Origin of the sequence: Rhizobium phaseoli, from assembly GCF_003985125.1 — a bacterium.
GTDB classification, from domain to species: Bacteria; Pseudomonadota; Alphaproteobacteria; order Rhizobiales; family Rhizobiaceae; genus Rhizobium; species Rhizobium phaseoli.
In genome coordinates, this window is the sequence record NZ_ML133587.1 from 1 (window position 1) to 19,913 (window position 19,913).

The 19,913-nt window shown below is 59.4% G+C and carries 22 protein-coding genes; 10 read left to right on the forward strand and 12 right to left on the reverse strand.

Annotated elements, in window-relative coordinates:
• Positions 1-219: 219 nt before the first annotated feature.
• A complete protein-coding gene (locus EFD56_RS26515; RefSeq protein WP_012489716.1) occupies positions 220-420 on the reverse strand; it encodes a hypothetical protein in 201 nt (66 codons plus the stop codon).
• Between the two features lie 201 nt (positions 421-621).
• Here EFD56_RS26515 and dinB point away from each other — a divergent pair, with 201 nt between their 5' ends.
• The 4 genes from dinB to EFD56_RS26535 all read left to right on the forward strand — a co-directional run bounded on the left by dinB (position 622) and on the right by EFD56_RS26535 (position 3,845).
• Positions 622-1,710 (forward strand): DNA polymerase IV, encoded by a 1,089-nt coding sequence (dinB, locus tag EFD56_RS26520; protein WP_126906700.1) that lies wholly within the window; start codon positions 622-624, stop codon positions 1,708-1,710.
• A gap of 194 nt (positions 1,711-1,904) precedes the next feature.
• Positions 1,905-2,426, forward strand: coding sequence for a hypothetical protein (locus tag EFD56_RS26525; protein ID WP_064829815.1), 522 nt, complete (start codon positions 1,905-1,907; stop codon positions 2,424-2,426).
• The gene (locus EFD56_RS26530; RefSeq protein ID WP_126906701.1) at positions 2,419-2,835 is read left to right on the forward strand and encodes a phage holin family protein; all 417 of its coding nucleotides are present in this window, start codon (positions 2,419-2,421) and stop codon (positions 2,833-2,835) included. Before EFD56_RS26525 ends, EFD56_RS26530 begins: the two co-directional genes overlap by 8 nt.
• Complete coding sequence (locus tag EFD56_RS26535; RefSeq protein WP_126906702.1) at positions 2,835-3,845, forward strand: DUF3618 domain-containing protein; 1,011 nt, start codon at positions 2,835-2,837, stop codon at positions 3,843-3,845. The genes EFD56_RS26530 and EFD56_RS26535 overlap by 1 nt, the downstream gene beginning before the upstream one ends.
• A gap of 77 nt (positions 3,846-3,922) precedes the next feature.
• On the opposite strand, the gene EFD56_RS26540 is transcribed toward EFD56_RS26535, so the two are convergent.
• Entirely contained in the window at positions 3,923-4,864 is a 942-nt protein-coding gene (locus tag EFD56_RS26540) for a DMT family transporter (protein WP_004680318.1), read from the reverse strand.
• A 76-nt stretch (positions 4,865-4,940) separates the two neighbouring features.
• On the opposite strand from EFD56_RS26540, the gene EFD56_RS26545 reads away from it, so the two are divergent.
• Positions 4,941-5,552 (forward strand): CGNR zinc finger domain-containing protein, encoded by a 612-nt coding sequence (locus EFD56_RS26545; protein WP_126906703.1) that lies wholly within the window; start codon positions 4,941-4,943, stop codon positions 5,550-5,552.
• 24 nt (positions 5,553-5,576) lie between these two features.
• Here the strand turns inward: EFD56_RS26545 and EFD56_RS26550 are convergent, their stop codons facing one another.
• The 3 genes from EFD56_RS26550 to EFD56_RS26560 all read right to left on the reverse strand — a co-directional run bounded on the left by EFD56_RS26550 (position 5,577) and on the right by EFD56_RS26560 (position 7,550).
• Entirely contained in the window at positions 5,577-6,326 is a 750-nt protein-coding gene (locus EFD56_RS26550) for a sulfite exporter TauE/SafE family protein (protein WP_126906704.1), read from the reverse strand.
• A gap of 116 nt (positions 6,327-6,442) precedes the next feature.
• Positions 6,443-6,745: a putative quinol monooxygenase gene (locus EFD56_RS26555; protein ID WP_010003757.1), complete on the reverse strand. Its 303-nt coding sequence runs from the start codon at positions 6,743-6,745 to the stop codon at positions 6,443-6,445.
• 13 nt (positions 6,746-6,758) lie between these two features.
• On the reverse strand, positions 6,759-7,550 hold the full coding sequence (locus EFD56_RS26560; protein WP_037118724.1) for an SDR family NAD(P)-dependent oxidoreductase: 792 nt from the start codon (positions 7,548-7,550) through the stop codon (positions 6,759-6,761).
• A gap of 97 nt (positions 7,551-7,647) precedes the next feature.
• Here EFD56_RS26560 and EFD56_RS26565 point away from each other — a divergent pair, with 97 nt between their 5' ends.
• From EFD56_RS26565 to EFD56_RS26585, 4 genes are all read left to right on the forward strand, one after another.
• Positions 7,648-8,568, forward strand: a complete 921-nt coding sequence (locus EFD56_RS26565; protein ID WP_126906705.1) for a LysR family transcriptional regulator — start codon at positions 7,648-7,650, stop codon at positions 8,566-8,568.
• Positions 8,569-8,669: 101 nt separating this feature from the next.
• A complete protein-coding gene (locus EFD56_RS26570) occupies positions 8,670-8,933 on the forward strand; it encodes a hypothetical protein (protein WP_225883825.1) in 264 nt (87 codons plus the stop codon).
• Between the two features lie 19 nt (positions 8,934-8,952).
• Positions 8,953-9,246 (forward strand): hypothetical protein, encoded by a 294-nt coding sequence (locus EFD56_RS26575; protein WP_010002425.1) that lies wholly within the window; start codon positions 8,953-8,955, stop codon positions 9,244-9,246.
• 712 nt (positions 9,247-9,958) lie between these two features.
• The gene (locus EFD56_RS26585; RefSeq protein ID WP_126906707.1) at positions 9,959-10,567 is read left to right on the forward strand and encodes a LysE family translocator; all 609 of its coding nucleotides are present in this window, start codon (positions 9,959-9,961) and stop codon (positions 10,565-10,567) included.
• Between the two features lie 83 nt (positions 10,568-10,650).
• Here the strand turns inward: EFD56_RS26585 and EFD56_RS26590 are convergent, their stop codons facing one another.
• The 7 genes from EFD56_RS26590 to EFD56_RS26620 all read right to left on the reverse strand — a co-directional run bounded on the left by EFD56_RS26590 (position 10,651) and on the right by EFD56_RS26620 (position 17,657).
• Entirely contained in the window at positions 10,651-11,598 is a 948-nt protein-coding gene (locus tag EFD56_RS26590; protein WP_126906708.1) for a sugar kinase, read from the reverse strand.
• 16 nt (positions 11,599-11,614) lie between these two features.
• Complete coding sequence (locus tag EFD56_RS26595) at positions 11,615-12,430, reverse strand: carbohydrate ABC transporter permease (protein WP_004680329.1); 816 nt, start codon at positions 12,428-12,430, stop codon at positions 11,615-11,617.
• Positions 12,430-13,371: a carbohydrate ABC transporter permease gene (locus EFD56_RS26600; protein WP_016735480.1), complete on the reverse strand. Its 942-nt coding sequence runs from the start codon at positions 13,369-13,371 to the stop codon at positions 12,430-12,432. Before EFD56_RS26600 ends, EFD56_RS26595 begins: the two co-directional genes overlap by 1 nt.
• Entirely contained in the window at positions 13,371-14,699 is a 1,329-nt protein-coding gene (locus EFD56_RS26605; RefSeq protein WP_012489706.1) for an ABC transporter substrate-binding protein, read from the reverse strand. Before EFD56_RS26605 ends, EFD56_RS26600 begins: the two co-directional genes overlap by 1 nt.
• Before the next feature lie 55 nt (positions 14,700-14,754).
• Positions 14,755-15,432, reverse strand: coding sequence for a GntR family transcriptional regulator (locus tag EFD56_RS26610; protein ID WP_206513425.1), 678 nt, complete (start codon positions 15,430-15,432; stop codon positions 14,755-14,757).
• Between the two features lie 7 nt (positions 15,433-15,439).
• Positions 15,440-16,324, reverse strand: a complete 885-nt coding sequence (locus EFD56_RS26615) for a dihydrodipicolinate synthase family protein (protein WP_097541809.1) — start codon at positions 16,322-16,324, stop codon at positions 15,440-15,442.
• A 295-nt stretch (positions 16,325-16,619) separates the two neighbouring features.
• Entirely contained in the window at positions 16,620-17,657 is a 1,038-nt protein-coding gene (locus EFD56_RS26620) for a class I SAM-dependent methyltransferase (protein WP_012489703.1), read from the reverse strand.
• Between the two features lie 229 nt (positions 17,658-17,886).
• Here EFD56_RS26620 and EFD56_RS26625 point away from each other — a divergent pair, with 229 nt between their 5' ends.
• Complete coding sequence (locus EFD56_RS26625; RefSeq protein WP_126906710.1) at positions 17,887-19,833, forward strand: putative bifunctional diguanylate cyclase/phosphodiesterase; 1,947 nt, start codon at positions 17,887-17,889, stop codon at positions 19,831-19,833.
• Positions 19,834-19,913 lie beyond the last annotated feature (80 nt).

Genomic DNA, 19,913 nt, shown 5'->3' on the forward strand with positions numbered 1-19,913 from the left:
TGCTCACCTCTTGATAGCTACGCTCGCCATTCCCGTAAAACTCAACAACAGACTGCTTGAAAGCCAGGCTGTATTTGGACATGCAAAACCCCCGAAGGTGGATGTCCAACTTTCGGGGGTCAGTTCAATCGCGGGGCAGGTCTTAAGTGGAAAGGCGGATGGGAACTAAGGAACCCGCATCCTCGCGTCGAACTCACCGCGTGGAAATAAGTTCGACCTTCACATGAGCAGCCGCATCAGAGCATCCTCGTCCTTCACGCCGTGCTGGAATGACTGAAGAATTCGATTGGCTAGTTCCTCGCGCTTCGCCTCCGAATGAATTCGCTTGGCAGCAACGAGGTGGTGGAACACCCTCTGGCACAAAGCCAGATCAGCGCTGTCGAGGGCATTTGCAGCTCGGGAATTATGCCACGGGAACATGATTAGCCTCATTATCCCTTCATCAAGGATAGACCTGCATGGCATCATCTTCAATCGGCTGGGTAAAAGGTCGCCTCCGGGTTGGCTTCATGGTGGTGATCGCTATTGCTTGGTTGATCTCGCGTTCAGGCCTGCTATGTTCTCTTTTTGTTTCGGACTCAATCTTGAGATGCCGATTCCATTGAGATCGCCGAAGCCGTCATGAATGAGATGAGTGCATCTTCCGTCCGAAAAATCGTCCACATCGACATGGATGCGTTTTATGCGTCGGTTGAGCAGCGAGACAATCCGGAATTGCGGGGCAAGCCGATTGCCGTCGGTGGATCAGCCGCCCGCGGCGTGGTGGCGGCGGCGAGCTATGAGGCGCGCAAATTCGGCGTGCACTCGGCGATGCCGTCGGTCACCGCCAAGCGGAAATGCCCGGAGCTGATATTCGTGGCACCGCGGTTCGACGTCTACAAGGCGGTGTCGCAGCAGATCCGTGAGATCTTCGCCGAATACACGGCCGTCATCGAGCCGCTTTCTCTCGATGAAGCCTATCTCGACGTTACCCATAATCTCAAGGGCATGGAAATCGCCACGGAGATCGCACTGGAGATCCGTGCCAAAATCAAGCAGGCCACTGGCCTCAATGCATCGGCGGGGATTTCCTACAACAAGTTCCTCGCCAAGATGGCGAGCGACCTCAACAAGCCGAATGGCCAGGCGGTCATCACCCCGAAGAACGGTCCGGCCTTCGTCGAGGCCCTCCCCGTCAAGAAATTTCATGGCGTCGGCCCGGCAACGGCCGACAAGATGCACCGGCTCGGAATCGATACCGGCGCCGACCTCAAGGGGAAGACACTGGAATTCCTGGTGGAGCATTTCGGGAAGTCAGGACCCTATTTCCATGGTATCGCGCGCGGCATCGATGAACGCCAGGTAAAGCCGAACCGAGTGCGTAAATCGGTCGGCGCCGAAGATACCTTCTCCCACGACCTCCATGCTTATGAACCGGCTCGCCAAGGTCTTCAGCCGCTGATCGAAAAGGTGTGGGCCTATTGCGAGGCCAATGGCATCGGCGCCAAGACGGTGACGCTCAAGGTCAAATATGCAGACTTCCATCAGATCACCCGCAGCAAGACAGTTCCGACCCTCTTGCGGGGGATCACGGAGCTTGAAGAGATAATCAGCCTGATGCTGGCGCCGATCTTTCCGCCCCGAAAGGGCATTCGGCTGCTCGGCATTACCCTGTCCTCGCTGGAACGGCGGGCCTCTGGGACGGAGCCACAGCTGCGGTTGGCCCTCTAGACGCCAGCATCGGCTGGAGGAGAAGCTTCGGACCCGATGTGACCCACCGCGCTCGTGTGTCACAACCGCTTCATTGGAAGGCTGGGAGCTCCGCGTCGACTGGGAAGCAAGCCGAGGAACTTCTTACTCTGCTGGAACAAAGCCCGAAGATCGCGGTTCGGCGCCCACGAACATTCCAAGTCAGGGAGGCCTCGATGGCTGACGAATTTTCCGCGCCGGAAGGAGAACGCAGCCGGTCTGCGAGCGCCTCTCCGACCACTGAGCTGAGAGATAAGATCCGCGACGATATCAGTTCGACCAGGAAGCTGGTGAAGGAGACATCCGCAGCCGGCCTGGAAGAGGCAAAGGAAGCGGTTTCCGAGCAGGCGCACTTTGCCGCTCGCCAGATGAGCGGTGTTGCAACGGCACTCGAAAAGGTCGGGGCGGAACTGGAGCGCTCAGACCAACGGCAGGTCGGCCGCTACGCTCGGCAGCTCGGCCGCAGCGTTGCCAGTGCGGCAAGGCGGGTAGAGGGCAAGAACCTCGACGAGATGGCTGTGCTGGCTGAGGATTTCGGCCGCAGGCAACCGATCGCATTTCTGGGGATTGCGGCCCTCGCTGGGCTGACCGCGAGCAGGTTTCTGACTGCCTCCGCGAAACGCGCCGAGAAAGCTCGGACGCCTGCTCCACCGGCACAGGCATTCGCTTCGGCAAGCAAGGATAACCAAAATGGCTAGGCCATCAGAAAACACACCATTGGCCGAACTGATCGGCGGCCTTTTGAATGACGTTGCTGGTCTTCTGCGCAAGGAGATCGACCTCGCCAAAACCGAAGCATCGGAGAAGCTGTCGGCTGCTTTGAGCGGCATCGAAATCCTCCTCATCGGAACGATCCTGGCGATCGGAGCCATCGGCGTGCTGTTGAGCGCCGTCGTCAGTGGTGTCGCCGCATTGTTTGTGGCGCAAGGATTCAGTGAACCTACGGCCAATGCGCTCGCTTCAATCATCGTCAGCGTGGTGATCGGTCTCATTGCATGGATCATGGTCAGGCGAGGCCTGGCCAGCTTCCGTCGCAGCAATCTGACGCTTGCACGCACAACGACGTCGCTTCGTCGAGACGTGCAAATTGTGAAGGACAAACTCTGATGAAAACGTCTTCTGACAAAACGTCGCTGGAGCTTCAGCGAGAAATTGATCAAGATCGCCAGCGTCTTGGGGAACGGATCAACGCGATCCAGGAGCGAATGTCGCCTGGCCAACTGGTGGATGAGGTTATTGCTTACGCCAAGAACAGCGGGGGCAGCGAGTTCGTCGGGAACCTCGGCCGAGCACTGAAGGAAAATCCGCTTCCGGTGGCGCTGATGGGCGTCAGTCTCGCTTGGCTGATGGCCAAAGGCAATCCTGCAGCAGCGATTGGACCAACGACGTCAACCGAGCCGGAATATGACCTCTATCCCGTTCAGGGGCCTGTGCGGCGTCTTGGGCCGCCGACTTCTGTCGAGGGCGTCCGCTACAGCCATTTTTCCGATAGCACCGGCAGGACACTGAAGGCCGTGACCGACGAAACCGGACGCCGGGCAGGTCATTTTGTCGATGAGACTGGCAAGACCTATCGCGGTTTCGTCGATGCCAGCGGCAAGCGGGTCGACCAGATTGTCGATGAGACGGGAGCTATGCTGGACGCTGCATCCGGTTGGGCCGCCGAAAAGTGGGAGCAAGCAAAGACTGCTGTGCAAGGCGCTTCCGATCGCGCGACTGGGACGGCGAATGCACTCGCCGACCAGGCCTCTTCTGCTGTGACGAACCTGCATGAACAGACAAACCGGCTCAATTCAATGATCCTCCACCAGTTTCGCGATCAGCCGCTGGTCGGCGGCGCATTGGCTTTTGCGGTCGGAGCCGCGATCGGCGCAGCGCTTCCGAGCACCGAAATTGAAGATGAACTGGCCGGCGAAGTTTCGGATGCTACCAAGGAAGCGATAAGCGCAGAGACTTCTGAACTTGTCGACCAAGGCGCCGCTATCGCTTCAAACGCCTACCAACGCGTGGTCACGGTCGCATCGGACGCTCACGACGACATCAAGGATCGCCTTTCTGAAGAGGTCGAGTCCCTACGCAAGCCAGGAGCAGCCCGAGATCCCATGGTATCCGGCTGACCCGCAAACCGGGACCCCTGGCCGGAGTTCGGCAGCCGGATCGAGCGGTCCGCCAACGGCGAGACGATTGCCCGTCATCATCTGTCCAGCCCAAGGCCTGCCGAAACTCTCGATAAGCGCGGCAGGCGGTCGGCGGATAAACAGACCGCTGCGGCGACGATCATCAGTACCATCCCGATGAACCTCTGCGGGTCAGCCGGCTCATTGGCGAAGATCACGCCGACTGATACCGCGATGGCAGGGGACACGAAAGCAAAGCTGCCCGCTCTTGCGGGGCCGATGTCCCGCAAGAGTTGCATATAGATATTGTAGCCGAGCAGCGAACCGAAGATGACGAGAAAGAGCCAGCCGGCAACCGCTTGCCATTCCCAGAGCGTGACCAGGCTCTCGGCCGAGCGAGGCTCTATTGCCAGCGAGGCAATCAGCAACACGGTACCGCCGACCGTCGTCGTGAACCCGGAAACAGGCGCGCTGCCGTAGTTTGATATCAGAGGTTTTGCCAGCACGGATCCCCAGGCCGACGAAATCGCCGCCCAGGCGATGGCGATGAGCCCGACCAATGGCATCCCTTTTCCAATCCCTGTCAGATCGACGGACGGCGCGAAAAGGAGACCAAGGCCAAAAGCTCCGAGCAGCATCGCCAGCGCGCGAAGGCCATTCCAACTCTCTTCGCCCATGGCAATTCCGAATGCGAGAAGCGCAAGTGGCGTGAGCGACATCTCGAGCACAGCCGCGGTTCCGGAAGGTACGAACTGCATGCCCCAGAACAAGGGCCCGTAGCAGAGCGTGATCATCAGCAGACTGACGATGACCAGGCGTATCGTATCCGCCTTGCTGAGGCCTTTCCTTTGACCTCTCGCCCACGCCAATGCGAGGAACACGCCACCCGCCACGATGAACCGCGTTGCTGCAAACATTATCGGTGGCACCGTCTCTACGCCAATTTTGACGGCAATCCAGGTCAGCCCCCAAACGAAGCATAAGACGAAAAATTTCAGTAGATTGCGCTTAGACGACATGTTCCGGCCTTGCTAATGTAACGGTTAAACCCATTTTATACCGTTACAACTTGTCTCTGAGGGAGTTGTTCCAGGCATGGCCACCTCGACAGCTGACATGCGCCTGAGCGGCGGTCATCCGGCCCTCGACTTCACTAATACCGTCGACAGCAGGCGTGGCCGCTGGGGGCCGGATTTTCTGCGGTCATTCGCAGACCTGGTTGTTCTGGCCGACCGGCTAGACCTTGTCGATCAGCAAGCGGTGGCGTGTCTTCGCAAGCAGGCGGAAGATAATCCGTCGAAGGCCGCCGCAGCGTTGGCAGACGCTCTCGCGCTGCGTGAATCGATGTACCGACTCTTCCTTTCAGAGGATGCCGCAGAGCCCCATCCGGTCGCAGATCTTCGCCTGGTGGAGGATTGGGCACGACGTGGCCGAGCCCAACAGGTCCTCGTCGCAAATGAAGCTGGTTATGCGTGGACCTCGCCCTTTGACGACCTTTCCCAGCTGGTTCAGCTCTTTGCGATCAAGGCGGTCGATCTGTTGATGGAGCGCGATCGGCGGCGAGCAGTGCGTGAGTGCAAGGGCAGTAATTGCGGGTGGCTATTCATTGATCATTCGAAGAGCGGGCGACGAGTGTGGTGCTCCGACGCGAGCTGTGGCAGCCGCGCTCGCATCAGACGCTTCCGATCCCGAGTGAAAGGCACGTAGTTCGTCCAGGTGCCGGACCTCGGCTCAAAGATAAGCCCGCGAAAAGAACACCGCAGTCGTCAACAGGGCGACCGCGAGTGTTAGCATCCGGACGATCGGTGATGGCAACCTGCGTCCGACGTGAGCTCCGATCCAGCCGCCAATAACGGCTCCGAACGTCATGGAAATGCACTGTTGCCAGACGATTGCCCCGGCCAGCACGAAGACCACTACGGCGACCGCGTTTGCGGCGGTTACCATCACCATTCTTGTCGGATTGAGGCTCTTGATCTCCCCGCCCCCAAGCACGCTCCATGCCGCCAGCATCATAAGGCCAACTGCGCCGCCAAAATAGCCGCCATAAAGACCGAGAAAAAACTGAACCGTTGCGAAGGCCAAAGCATTTGGGTGCGCTTGCGTCCGAAGCTTGACACTGAGCCTTGGACCTGCAGCCAGCATCATCGTCGCCACCAGCAAAAGCCATGGCAGGAGACCGTCGAAAATCCTGGATGGGGTCAGAAGCAATAAGACGCTTCCGGCCACGCCGCCCGACACCGTCACGATAGCAATGGCCGGGACATTGATGCCGCACACACTCTGAACGCCATCACGATAGACCCACGAGCTCGCCAGGCCGCCGGGAAACAAGGCTAAAGTGCTCGTCGCGTTTGCGGAAACCGACGGCACTCCGACCGATATCAGCGCAGGCAGGGACACGAAAGACCCGCCCCCCGCCAACGCGTTCATGCTGCCTGCCAACAAGCCGGCGAGGAAAAGAAGAACGATATCGTACATGTTCGGGTCGCCTTAGCACTCAAGCTTCGCTCAGAGACTTGTCTGCAATCGCGGCCTAAGGCAATCGCGCCAGTTTAAGTCCTGTGGAAAAGCCGGCGCGTTCGAGGGGAAGCAACTCACCCAGTGACCTTGGTCAACCGATGCAGTGCGAAGTCGGCAAAATATTCGCCGACGCCGCTCGCCTGAAATCGTTGCATGGCGGCACCCTCCATATGCGCGCGCCATTGCTGTTCGCTTGCCCAACTCTCGACGAAGACGCGAACGCGTCCATCATCGAGCGACTGATGCAACTCGTAACGAAGGCAGCCGTCCTCAATCAACGTCTCTGCGACGAGCTTTTCCTGGGCGGCACCCAGAGCCGCCTCCTTGCCGGGCTTTGCCGTGGTGATAGCAATGATGGTTAGAGGTACATTCGACATGGATACGCCTCTCTCAAGCGATGGTGTTGACGAGACCGCCCTCGGCGCGCAGAGCCGCGCCGTTCGTGGCGGATGAGCGGGGGCTGGCGAGGTAGGCGACGAGGTTTGCCACTTCTTCCGCTTCGACCATGCGCTGCAGGATCGAAGCCGAGCGAGCCGTGGCGAAGAATTCAGCCTCGATCTGCTTGATTGGCGCGGATGGATCGCTTGCCTGACTGCGCAGGAAGGTCTCGATGCCTTCCGAACGAGTCGGTCCCGGCAGCACGGAATTGACCGTGACATTGGTGCCGCGGGTCAGCTGCGCCAATCCACGCGAGACCGACAGCTGAGCCGTCTTGGTGGTCGCGTAGTGGATCATATCCTGGGGAATGGCGAGGCCCGATTCACTGGAAATGAAGACAATGCGGCCCCAGTTGCGTTCCAGCATCCCGGGAAGATACGCCCGTGACAGACGCACGCCGCTCATGACATTGACCTCGAACAGGTGGCTCCAGTCTGAATCCGTGATGTCGCCGAAGGCCTTGCTTTCGTAAATCCCGAGATTATTGACGAGGATATCGACCGAAGGTGCGGCCTCGGCGATGATCGCAGCACCCTCTGCGCTGGCGGCGTCGGCGAGAACGCCGCTGATCTCCCCTCCCCCCGATGTCCTGACGGCCGCGATCGCGCTGTCGAGCTTGGCGCGCTCGCGTCCTGTGATGATGACGCGCGCGCCTTCAAGCGCAAGCGCACGGGCGATTTCCAACCCAATGCCTGCCGTGGCGCCAGTAACGAGGGCGGTTTTTGCGGTGAGTTGCAGATCCATGTCTTTTCTCCAGATTGTTGCTGGAGAGAATTTATGATTAAGCAAGGCGAGGAACTATTGCCTGCGAGAGACATGCACCTGTGAATGAGGGTCATCAATGCCGCCTATTGTGATGGAGCGTTCCGGTGAGATGGAAGTGTTCGCGCGCGTTGTACAGGACGGTGGTTTCTCAGCCGCCGCCCGCAATCTCGACATCACTCCGTCGGCAGTCAGCAAACTGATTGCACGCCTGGAAGCGAGGCTGGGCACGCGCCTTCTGGTACGGACGACCCGCGCTCTGACACTGACGGAGGAGGGCGAGGCCTATCACCATGCCGCCCTGAAGATTCTGCAGGAGCTGAATGACGCCGATCAGGCGGCTGCTGGAGGAGCGGTTCGCGGCCGGCTGAGGATCAACACGACAATCCCCTTCGGGACCATGTTCGTCGCACCGGTTATTCCTGATTTCATCGCACGCAATCCGGATTTGATCGTCGATCTCAGCTTCACCGACGGCATTGTCGATCTGGTTGCGGAAAAAACCGACGTCGCCATCCGTATGGGCGACCTGCCGGACAGTGGGCTGATCGCTCGCAAGCTGGGGCAGAGTCGACGGGTGGTCTGCGCATCAGCCGACTACTTGGTGCGCTGCGGTTCCCCGATCACTCCGGCGGATCTTGAGCATCACGACTGCCTGACATTCAATTTCCGGCGCGCAAGACCTTCCTGGCCGTTTCGTTGCGGCGGCCAGGACGTCGCGCAACCCGTCAAGGGGAGCATTATCGTGAACAACGGCGAGACGATGAAACAGATGGCACTGGCTGGTGCCGGCATTGCCAGGCTCGGTCTGTTTCATGTGGCCGATGAGATTGCGACGGGACGGCTTGTTCCGCTGCTCGAAGAATATAATCCGGGCGATCTGGAACTGGTTCACGCCGTTTACGTCGGTGGCGGACCCTTGCCACACCGTGTTCGGGACTTCATCGAGTATATGGTCGTCACCTTGGGTGCATCACCGCTTTTGCGAGCGGATTCCTGATCGCGGCGGTGGAAAGGAAGCGAACTTCTGCGTCGCGGCGATCGTCCCCACCTCATCGTTTCTCCTTCCCCAAATTCTCTGCCGGCATCGGAACTCCAGCTTTGGCGGAACTCCTCACTTTCAATGAAGTTGGTTTCGGAGAAGGAGGACATCCAATGTCGAAAATTGCGGACCGAGTCGGCGACCGAGCCAAGGACGAAACCATCGATCGCTCGGGAAGCGGCAATCCCGACGGATCCGGCACGCCGATCAATGCATCCGACGATGAAATCGCAGCCATACGAAACAAACGTGGCGCCGTCGACGGGGAGAAGAAGAGAGACCTGGAGAGGCAGCTCGCACGTCCGAAGCATGGCACCGCATGACCCTTTTGCGAGGCGCTTCATGAGCTATCTGGTCAAGGTGCTTCTCCCCGTTGGGAACGATGCCGGTTCTATCCTGGAGCCGATCAGCCACAAATTGACCGAAATCTTTGGCGGCGTCACGATGCATGTCAACGCCCCTGCGGAGGGTCTCTGGAAAAACGAAGGCGACGTCGATTGGGACAGGATTGTCGTCGTTGAAGTGATGACCAACAATCTTGATCGGGCGTGGTGGGCGGCTTTTCGGAAGGAGCTGGAACTCGCGCTCGAGCAGGAAGAGATCGTGATCAGGGCGAGCGAAGTTGAGCGCCTCTAGCGCGGTCGCCGCGGAATCGGCCGAGACTGCCTCAGCCTGATTCCTACGCTACTCCTCGAGCCATCTCCGGTGTACTTCGAGGGCGGCCGTTTGATTCTGGTTTCGTCCGCGTCTAGCAGTAGCCGACCAGCTTCCTGGATTTCGGTCATCTGAAAACGGACGCCGATTCCAGAAATCCCACCAATCACTGATGGTGCCAGACATTCGTCGCAGATGCCGCAGCCGTCGTCGTCGAAGGCCTGAGCGGGTCGCCCACAGCACAGACATTGGAAGCCGGCCCGTTTGTTGTCTTCCCGCTCGGGCGGCAGGATTTCGACGTCATGGACAGCGATCCGTGCTATTGGCAGATTTTCCATCTCGAGTTCTCCAGGTTCGAGGACATAACTGAGATAGTGAGGCCGGGGAGCCAGACAAGATCCCCGGCGGACCTCTTCGATCACTTCTGAAGGGGTTATTGGTCGCGAAAACCTCGACTGGAACACGGGATGACAGGGCGGTATTCGGGACACTCGGGCCGCGGACAGCGATCTGAGTGCTCAAGCTGCCCGTCCGTCATGAGAACAAGCGGTTTGGTCTCTGCCTAGTTGCGCCTAAACAAGCGACGTCTTGACGACGGACAGCGCTTTCCGGGCGCCGGCGGCAAGTTCCACTAGCCATTGGCTTTCGTCCGATAATCTGAATACTAATTTGCAAAGTTTTGTTGGAGCTTGTGATGACGCTTTCCGGTTTTTTGGCCTATTCCGGCGCGTTGGCCATTGCCGCGATCATACCGGGACCGCAGATCGTTGCCATCGTCGCGCAGGCGCTGCACTCAGGCTATCGCAAGGCTGCATGGATGACTGCCGGCATGGTGGTTGGCGACGTGATCTATCTTTCGGCCGCACTGGCAGGGCTTGCCTATATCGCAGCAACCTTCACTACGTTGCTAGTCGTCATCAAATGGGCTGGCGTCGTCTATCTCTGCTGGCTCGCCTATCAATTTTGGATCGCTCCCAACTCGCTGCAGCCGCAGCATGGACCCTCCACCGCAGGCGGCGTGTTCGCCTCCGGCATTCTGGTGACACTGGGCAATCCAAAATCGGTGTTGTTCTACGTGTCCATTCTGCCGACAGTCGTGGACGTGAACGCGCTATCAGGCTTGGATATCACCCTGCTGCTTGTCATGACCGCCGTGATCCTCGCCGTTGCCCAGTACCCCTTCGCTCTCGCGGGCACCCGGGTGCGAATGGCCCTGAGATCGCCGAGGGCGATGACTATGATTAACCGGAGTGCTGCTTTTTGCATGGGAGGCGCAGCGGTGGCTATCGCGACCCGCAGCTAGTCCTTGAACGGGGGACTCGAAGCTATGTCGCAACGACATCCATAGGCTAGCCATCCGATCGTCCCGCGTCTAACAGTTCGCCCTCAGGAAACGCGGACGTTCCAATCTCGCACGGCGTCGCAGACGTCGGCTCTGGTCGGCGCGCCGGTACGTCCCCCGAAGACTTGGCATTTGAGAGCTGCGGCCATCGACGACAAGCGCATCGTTTCTTCGATCGTCAGGCCTTCGGCGATCGCCAGAGCGAAAGCGCCGTGGAAGATGTCTCCTGCTGCAAGTGTGTCGACCGCTCTCACCTTCGGCGCGGCAAGATGACGGATGTTGCCGCTTGGTTCATCGAACCACAGGCAGCCGGTTTCGCCGGCGGTCACGCTGATGAAAGCATGTTCGAATTTCCGCTTCAGCAGGCCGACGCTTTCGACGAGACCTGCCGTTCCGGCAAGTCGCTCGGCGGCCGGCTGCGAAAACACGATGTGACTGGCCGCCGGCGCAAGCATCTCGATGATGCCCCCGCCCGCAACATCGCCGTCGAGAATGGCCGGTATGCCCGCCTCTCGCGCTGCTGACAAAGTTGCCAATGCAAGCTTTGGCCATCGGACGTCGACGAGCACCGCGTCGAAGGATGAGACGTCGCGTTCGGTCACCTGCCTGACCGTATCGTGCAGCCGCGCATCGTAGAAGGGCACGATCAGCCGTTCGCCCTGATCATCGACGAGGATCGTCGAGACGGCCGATCGGGCGCCGTCTATCCGCAGCATCTCGCTCGTATCGATGCCGCTCTTGCCGAGGTCGGCAATGATGCGTTCGCCGGCGGCATCGTTGCCGACCGCACCCCAGAGGCTGGCAGCGCCGCCAAGCCGGACGATGGCATAGGCCGCACTCGACGCCATGCCTTCGGCAACCTGCAGCATCTCATAGGGCAGGATCTTGCCCTGGCCGGCGGGCAATGCACGGACACGAAATAGCGTGTCCAGAACCGCCGCGCCGACACACAGGACGCGGCGGGGCGGATTGAAGTCGGAAGAAGTGGTCAATCGTCGTCTCGCCCGTTCACTTGACGGCTCCGGCCGTCAGCCCTGCCACGATCTGCCGTTGCGCAAACACGGTCAAGATCAGCACGGGCAAGGTAACGATCAACGCCGCCGCTGCAAGCGGCCCCCAGCTGACCTGTTCGAAGGAGAGCATGTTATAGACGGCGACGGGAAGTGTGCGCGTCTCGCGACTGGCGAGCACGATGCCGAAGACGAAATTGTTCCACGAGAAGATCACCGACAGGATGAAGGCGACGACGATGCCGGGTCTTGCAATCGGCAAGGCGACCAGGCGGAAGACCTGCCAGGGTGTGGCGCCGTCGATGCTTGCCGCCTCTTCCAGCTCCATCGGCGTCGTTTCGAAATAGCCGATCATGATCCAGACGACGATCGGCACGGTGACCACGAGATGGATGATAATTTGCGGCATCAGCGTGCCGAGCAGGTTCAGCCATTGGAACAGCAGGAAGAGCGGGATCAGGAAGGACAGGCCCGGCGTCATGCGCGCGATCATGATGACCATCGCCGACTTCTCCGCCTTCAGGCGCGCAATGCCGTAGCCGGCGGGCACGCCGATCACGAGCGCCAGAAGTGTGGCACTGCCTGTCACCAGCAGCGAATTCCAGAGATAAAGGAAGAAGTTGTTCTCCTCGAAGACCTTCAGGTAGTTCGTCCAGGCGAAACGCTCCGGAATGAAGATCGGTGGATAGGCGCCATTGTCGATTTCATATTTCAGCGACAGCGAGATCATCCAGAGGAAAAACAGAATGACCGGCGAGATCATCACCAAAGCGACGAACAGCAGTCCGATGCGGTCGAGCGTCTTGCGCTTCATCAGCGTCCCTCCGCATTGGACCAGTTCGCTCGCTGCCGAACCATCAGAAGGACGAAGGAGAGCAGCACGATCAGGATGAAAAAGACGACCGCCATGGCCGAGCCATAGCCAATATCGTAGTAAGCGAAGGCGGTGTTGTAGAGGTAGATATTGATCGTTTCGGAGGCCGTGCCCGGGCCGCCCTGGGTCATGGCGTAGATAATGTCGAAGCTCTTCACCGCGTCAATGCTGCGGATGATCACCGCGATCATCAGAAATGGCGCAATCATCGGCAACGTCAGATAGCGGAATTTCTGCCAGACATTCGCACCGTCAATCTCAGCACTTTCATAGGGCTCGCGCGGAACCGCCGCTAGGCCGCCGAGCACGATCAGCATGACGAGCGGAGTCCATTGCCAGGTTTCGACCAGGACCAGCGAGGGGATGACGCTGCTCTGATTATAGATCCACTCCTGCGGTCCAATGCCGATGAAGGACAGGAGATAGTTGAGAACGCCGAGCTGCGGATGGAACATCATCGTCCACACCAGCGCGATGGCGACAGGCGTCGCCATCATCGGCATCACGAATATACCACGGAGGAGCCCGCGCAGCGGAAATTGGGCATCGAAGATCAGCGCGGCGAGCGTCCCCAGAAACAGGGGCGCCGCCACGGAGAGGACAGTATAGAGCACCGTGTGCCAGAGCGACTCCCAGAAACGCATATCGACTGCCAGGCGGGCATAATTGTCCAGCCCCGCAAAGATTTGCGATTGCCCGAGCGTCCAGCTGTTGACGCTCATCCACAGGGTAAAGACCCATGGAAAAACGATGACGGCTGATATGACGATCAGCGCCGGGATGACAAAGGGCCAGTAGTTGGGAGCAAACCGATCCGGTTTGCCCCTTCCTTTGGAGGCGGCCTTGGCCGCTGCGGCCGTTTCGATGCTCGCCGAAGCCATTATCCCTCGCTTTTCGCCAGCACGGGTTCGAACTGGGCCGTTGCCGCCTTCAGCTCGGTTTCCGGGTCGGCGCCGCCGATCATGTTGGTGAGACCGACGCCATAGATGTCGCGGAACTCGGTGACCGGAATGATGACCGGCAGCGCGAGCTGCGATATCTTGCCGGAGCCGGCGACCGCATCCAGCCATGCGCCGGGCATCTTGACACCTTCGCGGACCTTTGCATCCTCAAGAACGGACTGGCGGAAAGGAACGCCGGCGCCGGCCTGCAGCAGGCGAGCCCCCATGTCGTGCGAAATTGCCCATTGGCAGAAGAGGTAGGCTGCTTCCTTCTTCTGGCTTGCCGCGACGACACCAAGGCCGTCGCCGAAGGTTCCCGCGGCTTGCGCCTTCGGGCCTTTCGGCATGATGCCATAGCCGACCTGGCCGACGACACGCGATTTTTCCGGATTCTCGATCGGCGGCGCAAAGCCGACGCCATCCAGCCACATGCCGATCTTGCCCTGCAGGAAGGCCGACTGTGCTTCGGCCCAGTTGAAGCCGGAGACGCCGGGAGGGGCGGTCTTGGTCATCAGCTTCTGGTAAAGCTTTGCGGCATCGACTGCTTCCTGCGATGTCGTACGCAGCTTGCCGTCCGGGCCGAGCGGGCTCGAACCGTAGCCGAGCAGCAACGTCGTCCAGACCGGGGTGTTGGCGTTCTTCAGGCCGCGGGCGACGAAGCCGTAGGTGTTGGTCGAAGGATCGGTCAGCGCTTCGGCTGCACTTGCCAGCTCGTCGAAGGTCGATGGGTAGGCAAGTCCCTTCTTCTCGAACAGAGCCTTGTTCCAGTAGATGATCCAGTAGTCGACTGAAAAAGGCAGCGAACGCAGAACGCCGTCTGCATCCTTGGCGAAGGCGAGGCCAGCTTCCGCAAAATCGCTTTCAGTGAGCGACGGATCGGTCAGAGCCGGATCCTTCAGAAAGCCGCTGATATCGGCAAGCCAGCCGCCCTTTTCGAACTGGCGTTTCTGGACGTGGTAGCTCATGTGCACGACGTCGAAGCTCGGCTTGCCGGAGCTCAGCTCGATCGTCGTTTTCTGGCGCTGCTGCTGTTCAGGGGTTGCTTCCGCATTGACCTTGATGCCGGTGAGTTCCTCGAACTCGGGCAGGTACTTGGTCAGGATCTCACTGCGTGGGCTCTTGACCAGATTGACTTCGAGTGTGGTGCCGGCGAAGCGCTTCCAGTCGACGGCAGCAGCAGCCTGCCGCATGCCGAGCATGCTGCTGGCCCCAAGCGCGGCCGTCCCCGCCAGAAAACCGCGTCGCGTCGGATTGAAGAATGATGGCATGTTGATCCTCCTCGTTATGCCGGCGATCTCCTCATCCCCGGCTGTTCATTCCCGATTAGATCCTGAGCGCACGATCCCTTGCGTGATTGATGTGTGCGACAAGGCTGTTGACGGCATCCTCCGCCGATCGACGTTCGATTGCTTCGAGCACTTTCAGATGCTCACCCATGACGGGCCCGACGTGACCGTCGATGCGAAAGCGATCCTGGCTGATCAGCCGCATCTTGATTGAGTTCACGCGGTAGGCGTTCGAAATGATGGTATTTCCAAGGGCATCGATAAAGGAATCGTGCATGCCCCAGTCGACCGCCTGGGCGCGTAGCTCCAATTCGTGCGAGCCATCGCCGTTTCGAATGGCGTCGGCAATATCGCGATGCTGCTTCAACAACCCGGCGATCGTCTCGTCCGAGGCAGAGCGGGTGAAGAGCGCTACGGCCTCCTTCTCCAGGAACACACGCAGCTGGAACGCTTCGCGAATGAGGTTCAAGTCGATGTGGGCGATCTGCAAGCCCCGCTGCGGCACGGTCTTGATCAGCCCTTCGGCTTCGAGCCTCGGGATGAGCTCGCGGATGGCGCCGAGCGTCAATCCCGTCAATTCCACGAGACGGCGCTGCGAAACGAACTGGCCGGGACGCACGCCACGCGCAAGAAGGTGGCGCGTGAAACTTGCATAGGCCTTTTCCCGCAGCGTCGGCTGCTCGTCCGTACCGTCCATCGCCTCCTCCAGCACCATGTCCGACCTATGCTGCTTTCGACCGGAAAAGACTGTCGAAAGCGCGGGCGAGTTGGGCCTGCCCCTCGCCGGATATTGAAACGAGCGGCGGACGAACCGCAAGCCAGATTTCATCCGAGGTCTGGTGTGCCACCATGGCCTTCACGGCTGGCACGACCGGATATTTGAGCAGTTCGTCCACGAATGCCTCGATGCGGGGATCGTCCTTGCCGTCTTCGGCCATCAGCTTGACGTAGCGGGGTACAAAATTCGCCATGCCCGAGATCGCGCCTTGGCCGCCCAGCCGAACGCCCCTGGCGAGATGACGCTCGTCGCCGATCAGGATGATGAGGTCGCCATGTGTCTTGAGCAGGCTTTCCGTGAAGGGCCAGTCGCCGGAAGAATCCTTGACGCCTGTGACGATGTTCGGAAAGGCGGTCCGTAAGCGGCCGATCAGCGACACGGTCAGTGGAACCATTGTGATGGAGGGAATATTGTAGACGATGATGTCCCGCGCCCGATCGCCCAATATGGCGAAGACGGCCGCAAACCACTGGAAGACGCCGTCGTCACCGACATTTTTGAAATAGGACGGCGGAGCCAGCAGGATATTCCTCGCTCCGAGCGAAAGGGCATGACCCGCCTGCGTCGCCGCATCCTCGACCGAGTCGACCAGCACGCCGACGATGATCTCCTCTGCCGCGATCCCTGCATCCAGGAAGGCTGCGAGCACGCGCTCGCGTTCCCGGCTTCCGATGGAGGAGCCCTCGCCCGTGGTCCCGAACAATGTCACGCTGCCGCAGCCAGCCGCCAGGCACCGCCGCCCCTGAGCAATCATCGCATCGAGGGCGATCTCGCTGTTGCTGTCAAACGGCGTGGCAAGGGCGACAGAAAGCCCGAATTTTGGTGGCAAAATCATTCCTCCCCCATCTGGTGGATCAGATCTAGCAGACTAACATGTTAGCTGTAAAGACCTGGCGCGGGAAGTTCCTTCATCCGGGAGCAGCGCGGCGGCAAGGGGCAATAACTTCCCTCGCGGCCATGGCCCGCTTCCGCTGCGAGGTTCGCGATAGCTATTGCCGGCTATCTGGCAGTTATTCGGAACTTAAAGAGCAATGGCAAATCTTCTGGGGCGTTCTCCAAGGCATCCATGCTCCTCGCGTGCGCCAACTCGCTCATACGCATCTGCATGTCGGCCAACTGCGGGCCTAGGACTTTCTCTCGATTTCACAGTAGACAATGCTGCGGTTTGAACCGGACCAAACAGACACCTCCGCATCTGTCCCTCTCACGCTTTCATGGGCGATCGCGCCCATTTCGCGTTCTGACCGCAACAGCAGCGCCCAGTTCATGAACGTCTCCATATAACCATCGACGTCCGTTTCCGGGGAGAAGTTGGCGAACAGGAATGTCCCGCCGGGCTTAAGCATACCGAGGCACTTTCTGGTCAGTTTGACGGCGACCGCGTCCGGCAAATAGTCATAGAGCCCTGCCGCATAGACGAAATCGAACATTCCCAGCGCTTGCCTTCCCCCCAGCAGGGATTTGACCGAACCGTTCACAGCCTCGACGGACGTGCCGGCGAAATCGCGGGCCACGGTTCCAACGCTCATTGGGTCCTGATCCAAAGCTACCCAGCGTTTGATCGAACCGGTGCCGAGCGCGCGCGACAAAGGCCCTTCCCGAAGATGCCCCGACGCGATGGCCAGGATTTCGGTGGAACCAGGCTGAACCGAAGCGATTTGGTCGACGCGGCGCGCCAGAATATCTCGACGCTCCCTTACCGCCACGGATGACGAAGCATTTCGGGTATAGGCGTAAATCGAACGTCCCAAGTGGCTTGATGAGGCGACTGCGTCCTCGATCTCAGGCCTGCCGTAGATGAAGTCGAGAAGACGTGCGTCGCCGGAATAGCCGCGCGGCTTTTCGAACGACCAGCGGGTCAATGGATCCTGATGCAGATAGTGAGCAACCGGATGAGATTGCGCGATCGGAACGATGACGTCCCACACGTCGGCGTGAAAGCGGCGCCGCAACTGATGCAGGGCGTCGGTGAGACGCTCGATTATCACGCCAGGCTCGACGCCGGATTTGAATTGACGCATCGACACGTCAAGGCTGAGGGCAAGCTCGGCTTTGGCAACAACAAGCTCGCCGGGCTTCGGCGCAGCAAACCTCCTTGCCGCCCGACGAATTTCACCGGGCGCGACGAGACTTTCACCATCCAAGACAAGACTTCGTGCCATTTCGAGACCCCTTGACCTAGCGTTAAGCATAATCAACCTCGAAATAGGATGCGACTGGAATCTACACGGGATAAGGGTAATTCTACTGTTGCGGGTGGGAGCCTGCTTCTCTACGAATGTTAAATAACAAGACCAACCCGTTGCAGGTTGCCGAACGAAATTTTGGAGGGCGCCGAAGCATGGCTTGCAGTTTATTTTCGGTAGATCGTGGCCGGGCTGGCATCGTTACATGAGCGCGGCGTACCCTACTGTGCGGCGTGATGAATCAACCGACAGCTTTTCATTTTCCGAGGCTTGCAAATCTCTGGAAGTCGAAAATGATGCTATCAGAAGGCAAAGCTCACGGCATGGTCTTTGGATCGCAGTCTCCGTTTATGTGTCCTTCGCACTTCCCGACCGGTGGCTTATCCCCGACGTTGCGCCTGCGACGATCACCGCGCGATTCGTCGTCGCGGCGATGGCGCTGCTGGCTTTTGAAGTCTTGCGACTGGCGAAAGCGAAAACCGTCTGGCTGGACATCACATGCGCCCTTGCGCTGCTTGCGGGCTATTTGGCCTGGCTTTGCCCGGCGATCGGCACCCGTGACGTCACTGCCATGTCTTACTACATGATTTTCGGCGCCATCTTCATGATGGGCGCCAATCTCTTTTTCAGTTTCCCGTTTCGGCTGTCGGTGATCACGTCAAGCTTCGTGCTCTGCGCATTTTTCGTGACGATCGAGGCGTATTTTCCGTCAAGTCAAATCTACAAGCTTGCCTTCGGGATGTTCTACGTTTCCTGCTTTGTCTTCACGTCTTCCATCAATTGGCGATTGAATGTCGAGCGCCGAAACGTGTTACTGAACGCGGCGGAGGCCCGCTATCAGCACTGGGAAGCGTCCGAACGCGGAAGGTCGCTGCTCGAGCTTTCGAATACCGACTACCTGACAGGCATAAGCAACCGGCGTGCGCTCGATCGGCGACTCGACGAATGCTGGGCCGCCTGGAAGGACGAAGGCCGCGACTTTGTCGTGTTCCTCATCGACGTCGACTTCTTCAAACGCTTCAATGATCGCTACGGGCACCAGGAAGGCGACCGATGCCTGACTGTCGTCGCCAATGTGCTGAAGGCGGTGGTAGAATCGTCGGGTGGCATGATCGGCAGGTACGGCGGCGAGGAGTTTATCGTGGTCATGCCGGCCGAAACTCCCTCGATTGCAATGAGTCTCGCCGAAAAGATCAGAATGGAAGTCGAGTTTCTTGCGATTGCTCATGACGAGCGACCAGATGACAGCCCGATCGTCACCGTCAGCATTGGCGTCGCTTTCACCCGCGAGGACGTTGGAGAGAAAGTTGAGCGGATAGTGCGTGAAGCCGATCTTGCTCTCTACAATGCCAAAGCAAGCGGCCGAAACTGCATTCGTCGGTTTGATCCCTCGTTGCCTCGCCCCGACGACAACGCCGGTAAACTCGTCCCGCTGCTGACGGCCGCCATTGACCGCAAACTGGTCTCGCTCGTTTACCAACCGATCTTCGACCTGACGAATGAGAGAGCAAAAGCTGTCGAGGCTTTGATGCGCCTCAGGATGCCCGATGGCACCGCGGTTTCGCCGAGAACGTTCATTCCGGTTGCGGAGCGAACGGGCGCTATCCTCGAATTGGGTAAGTGGGCGATCGAGACGGCATGCCGCGATATACTGATGACAGATCGGATGGCTACCGTCAGCGTCAACGTGTCGCCGATACAGCTGCGCTCCCCCGGCTTCGCTGCGAGTGTCGGTGATATTCTTGCACGGTGCGGGGTCAGCGGGTCGCGGCTGGCCCTGGAAGTCACCGAAGGCCTGGACATGGATATGCAGTCGGAGGTGCTGAAATGCGTTGCCGACCTGCGGGCTCTCGGCGTCGAAATTTGGCTTGACGATTTCGGCTGCGGCTTCGCGGGGCTCTCTTGGCTGAGGGCGATCGAGTTTCAGACGGTCAAGGTCGATCGAACCTTCCTGCACGATTGCTCCGACCCACGCGGATTGACGATGCTTCAGGACATGATCTCTCTCATCCGCAATCGTGGGAATACGATCCTGGTGGAGGGCGTCGAAACTGCCGCACAATTGTCCCTGCTCAAGGATCTTCGCATTGATCGTGTCCAAGGCTTTCATATGGGCATGCCGGTGAGCGCCGAGCGGCTGAACGCGGCATAACTCGAGCTCAACTCTTCCGGAAGACGGCTATCTTTTGCCGATCGGTTGCGAATGTGTTGCCGACGCTTCGAAGGCGAAAG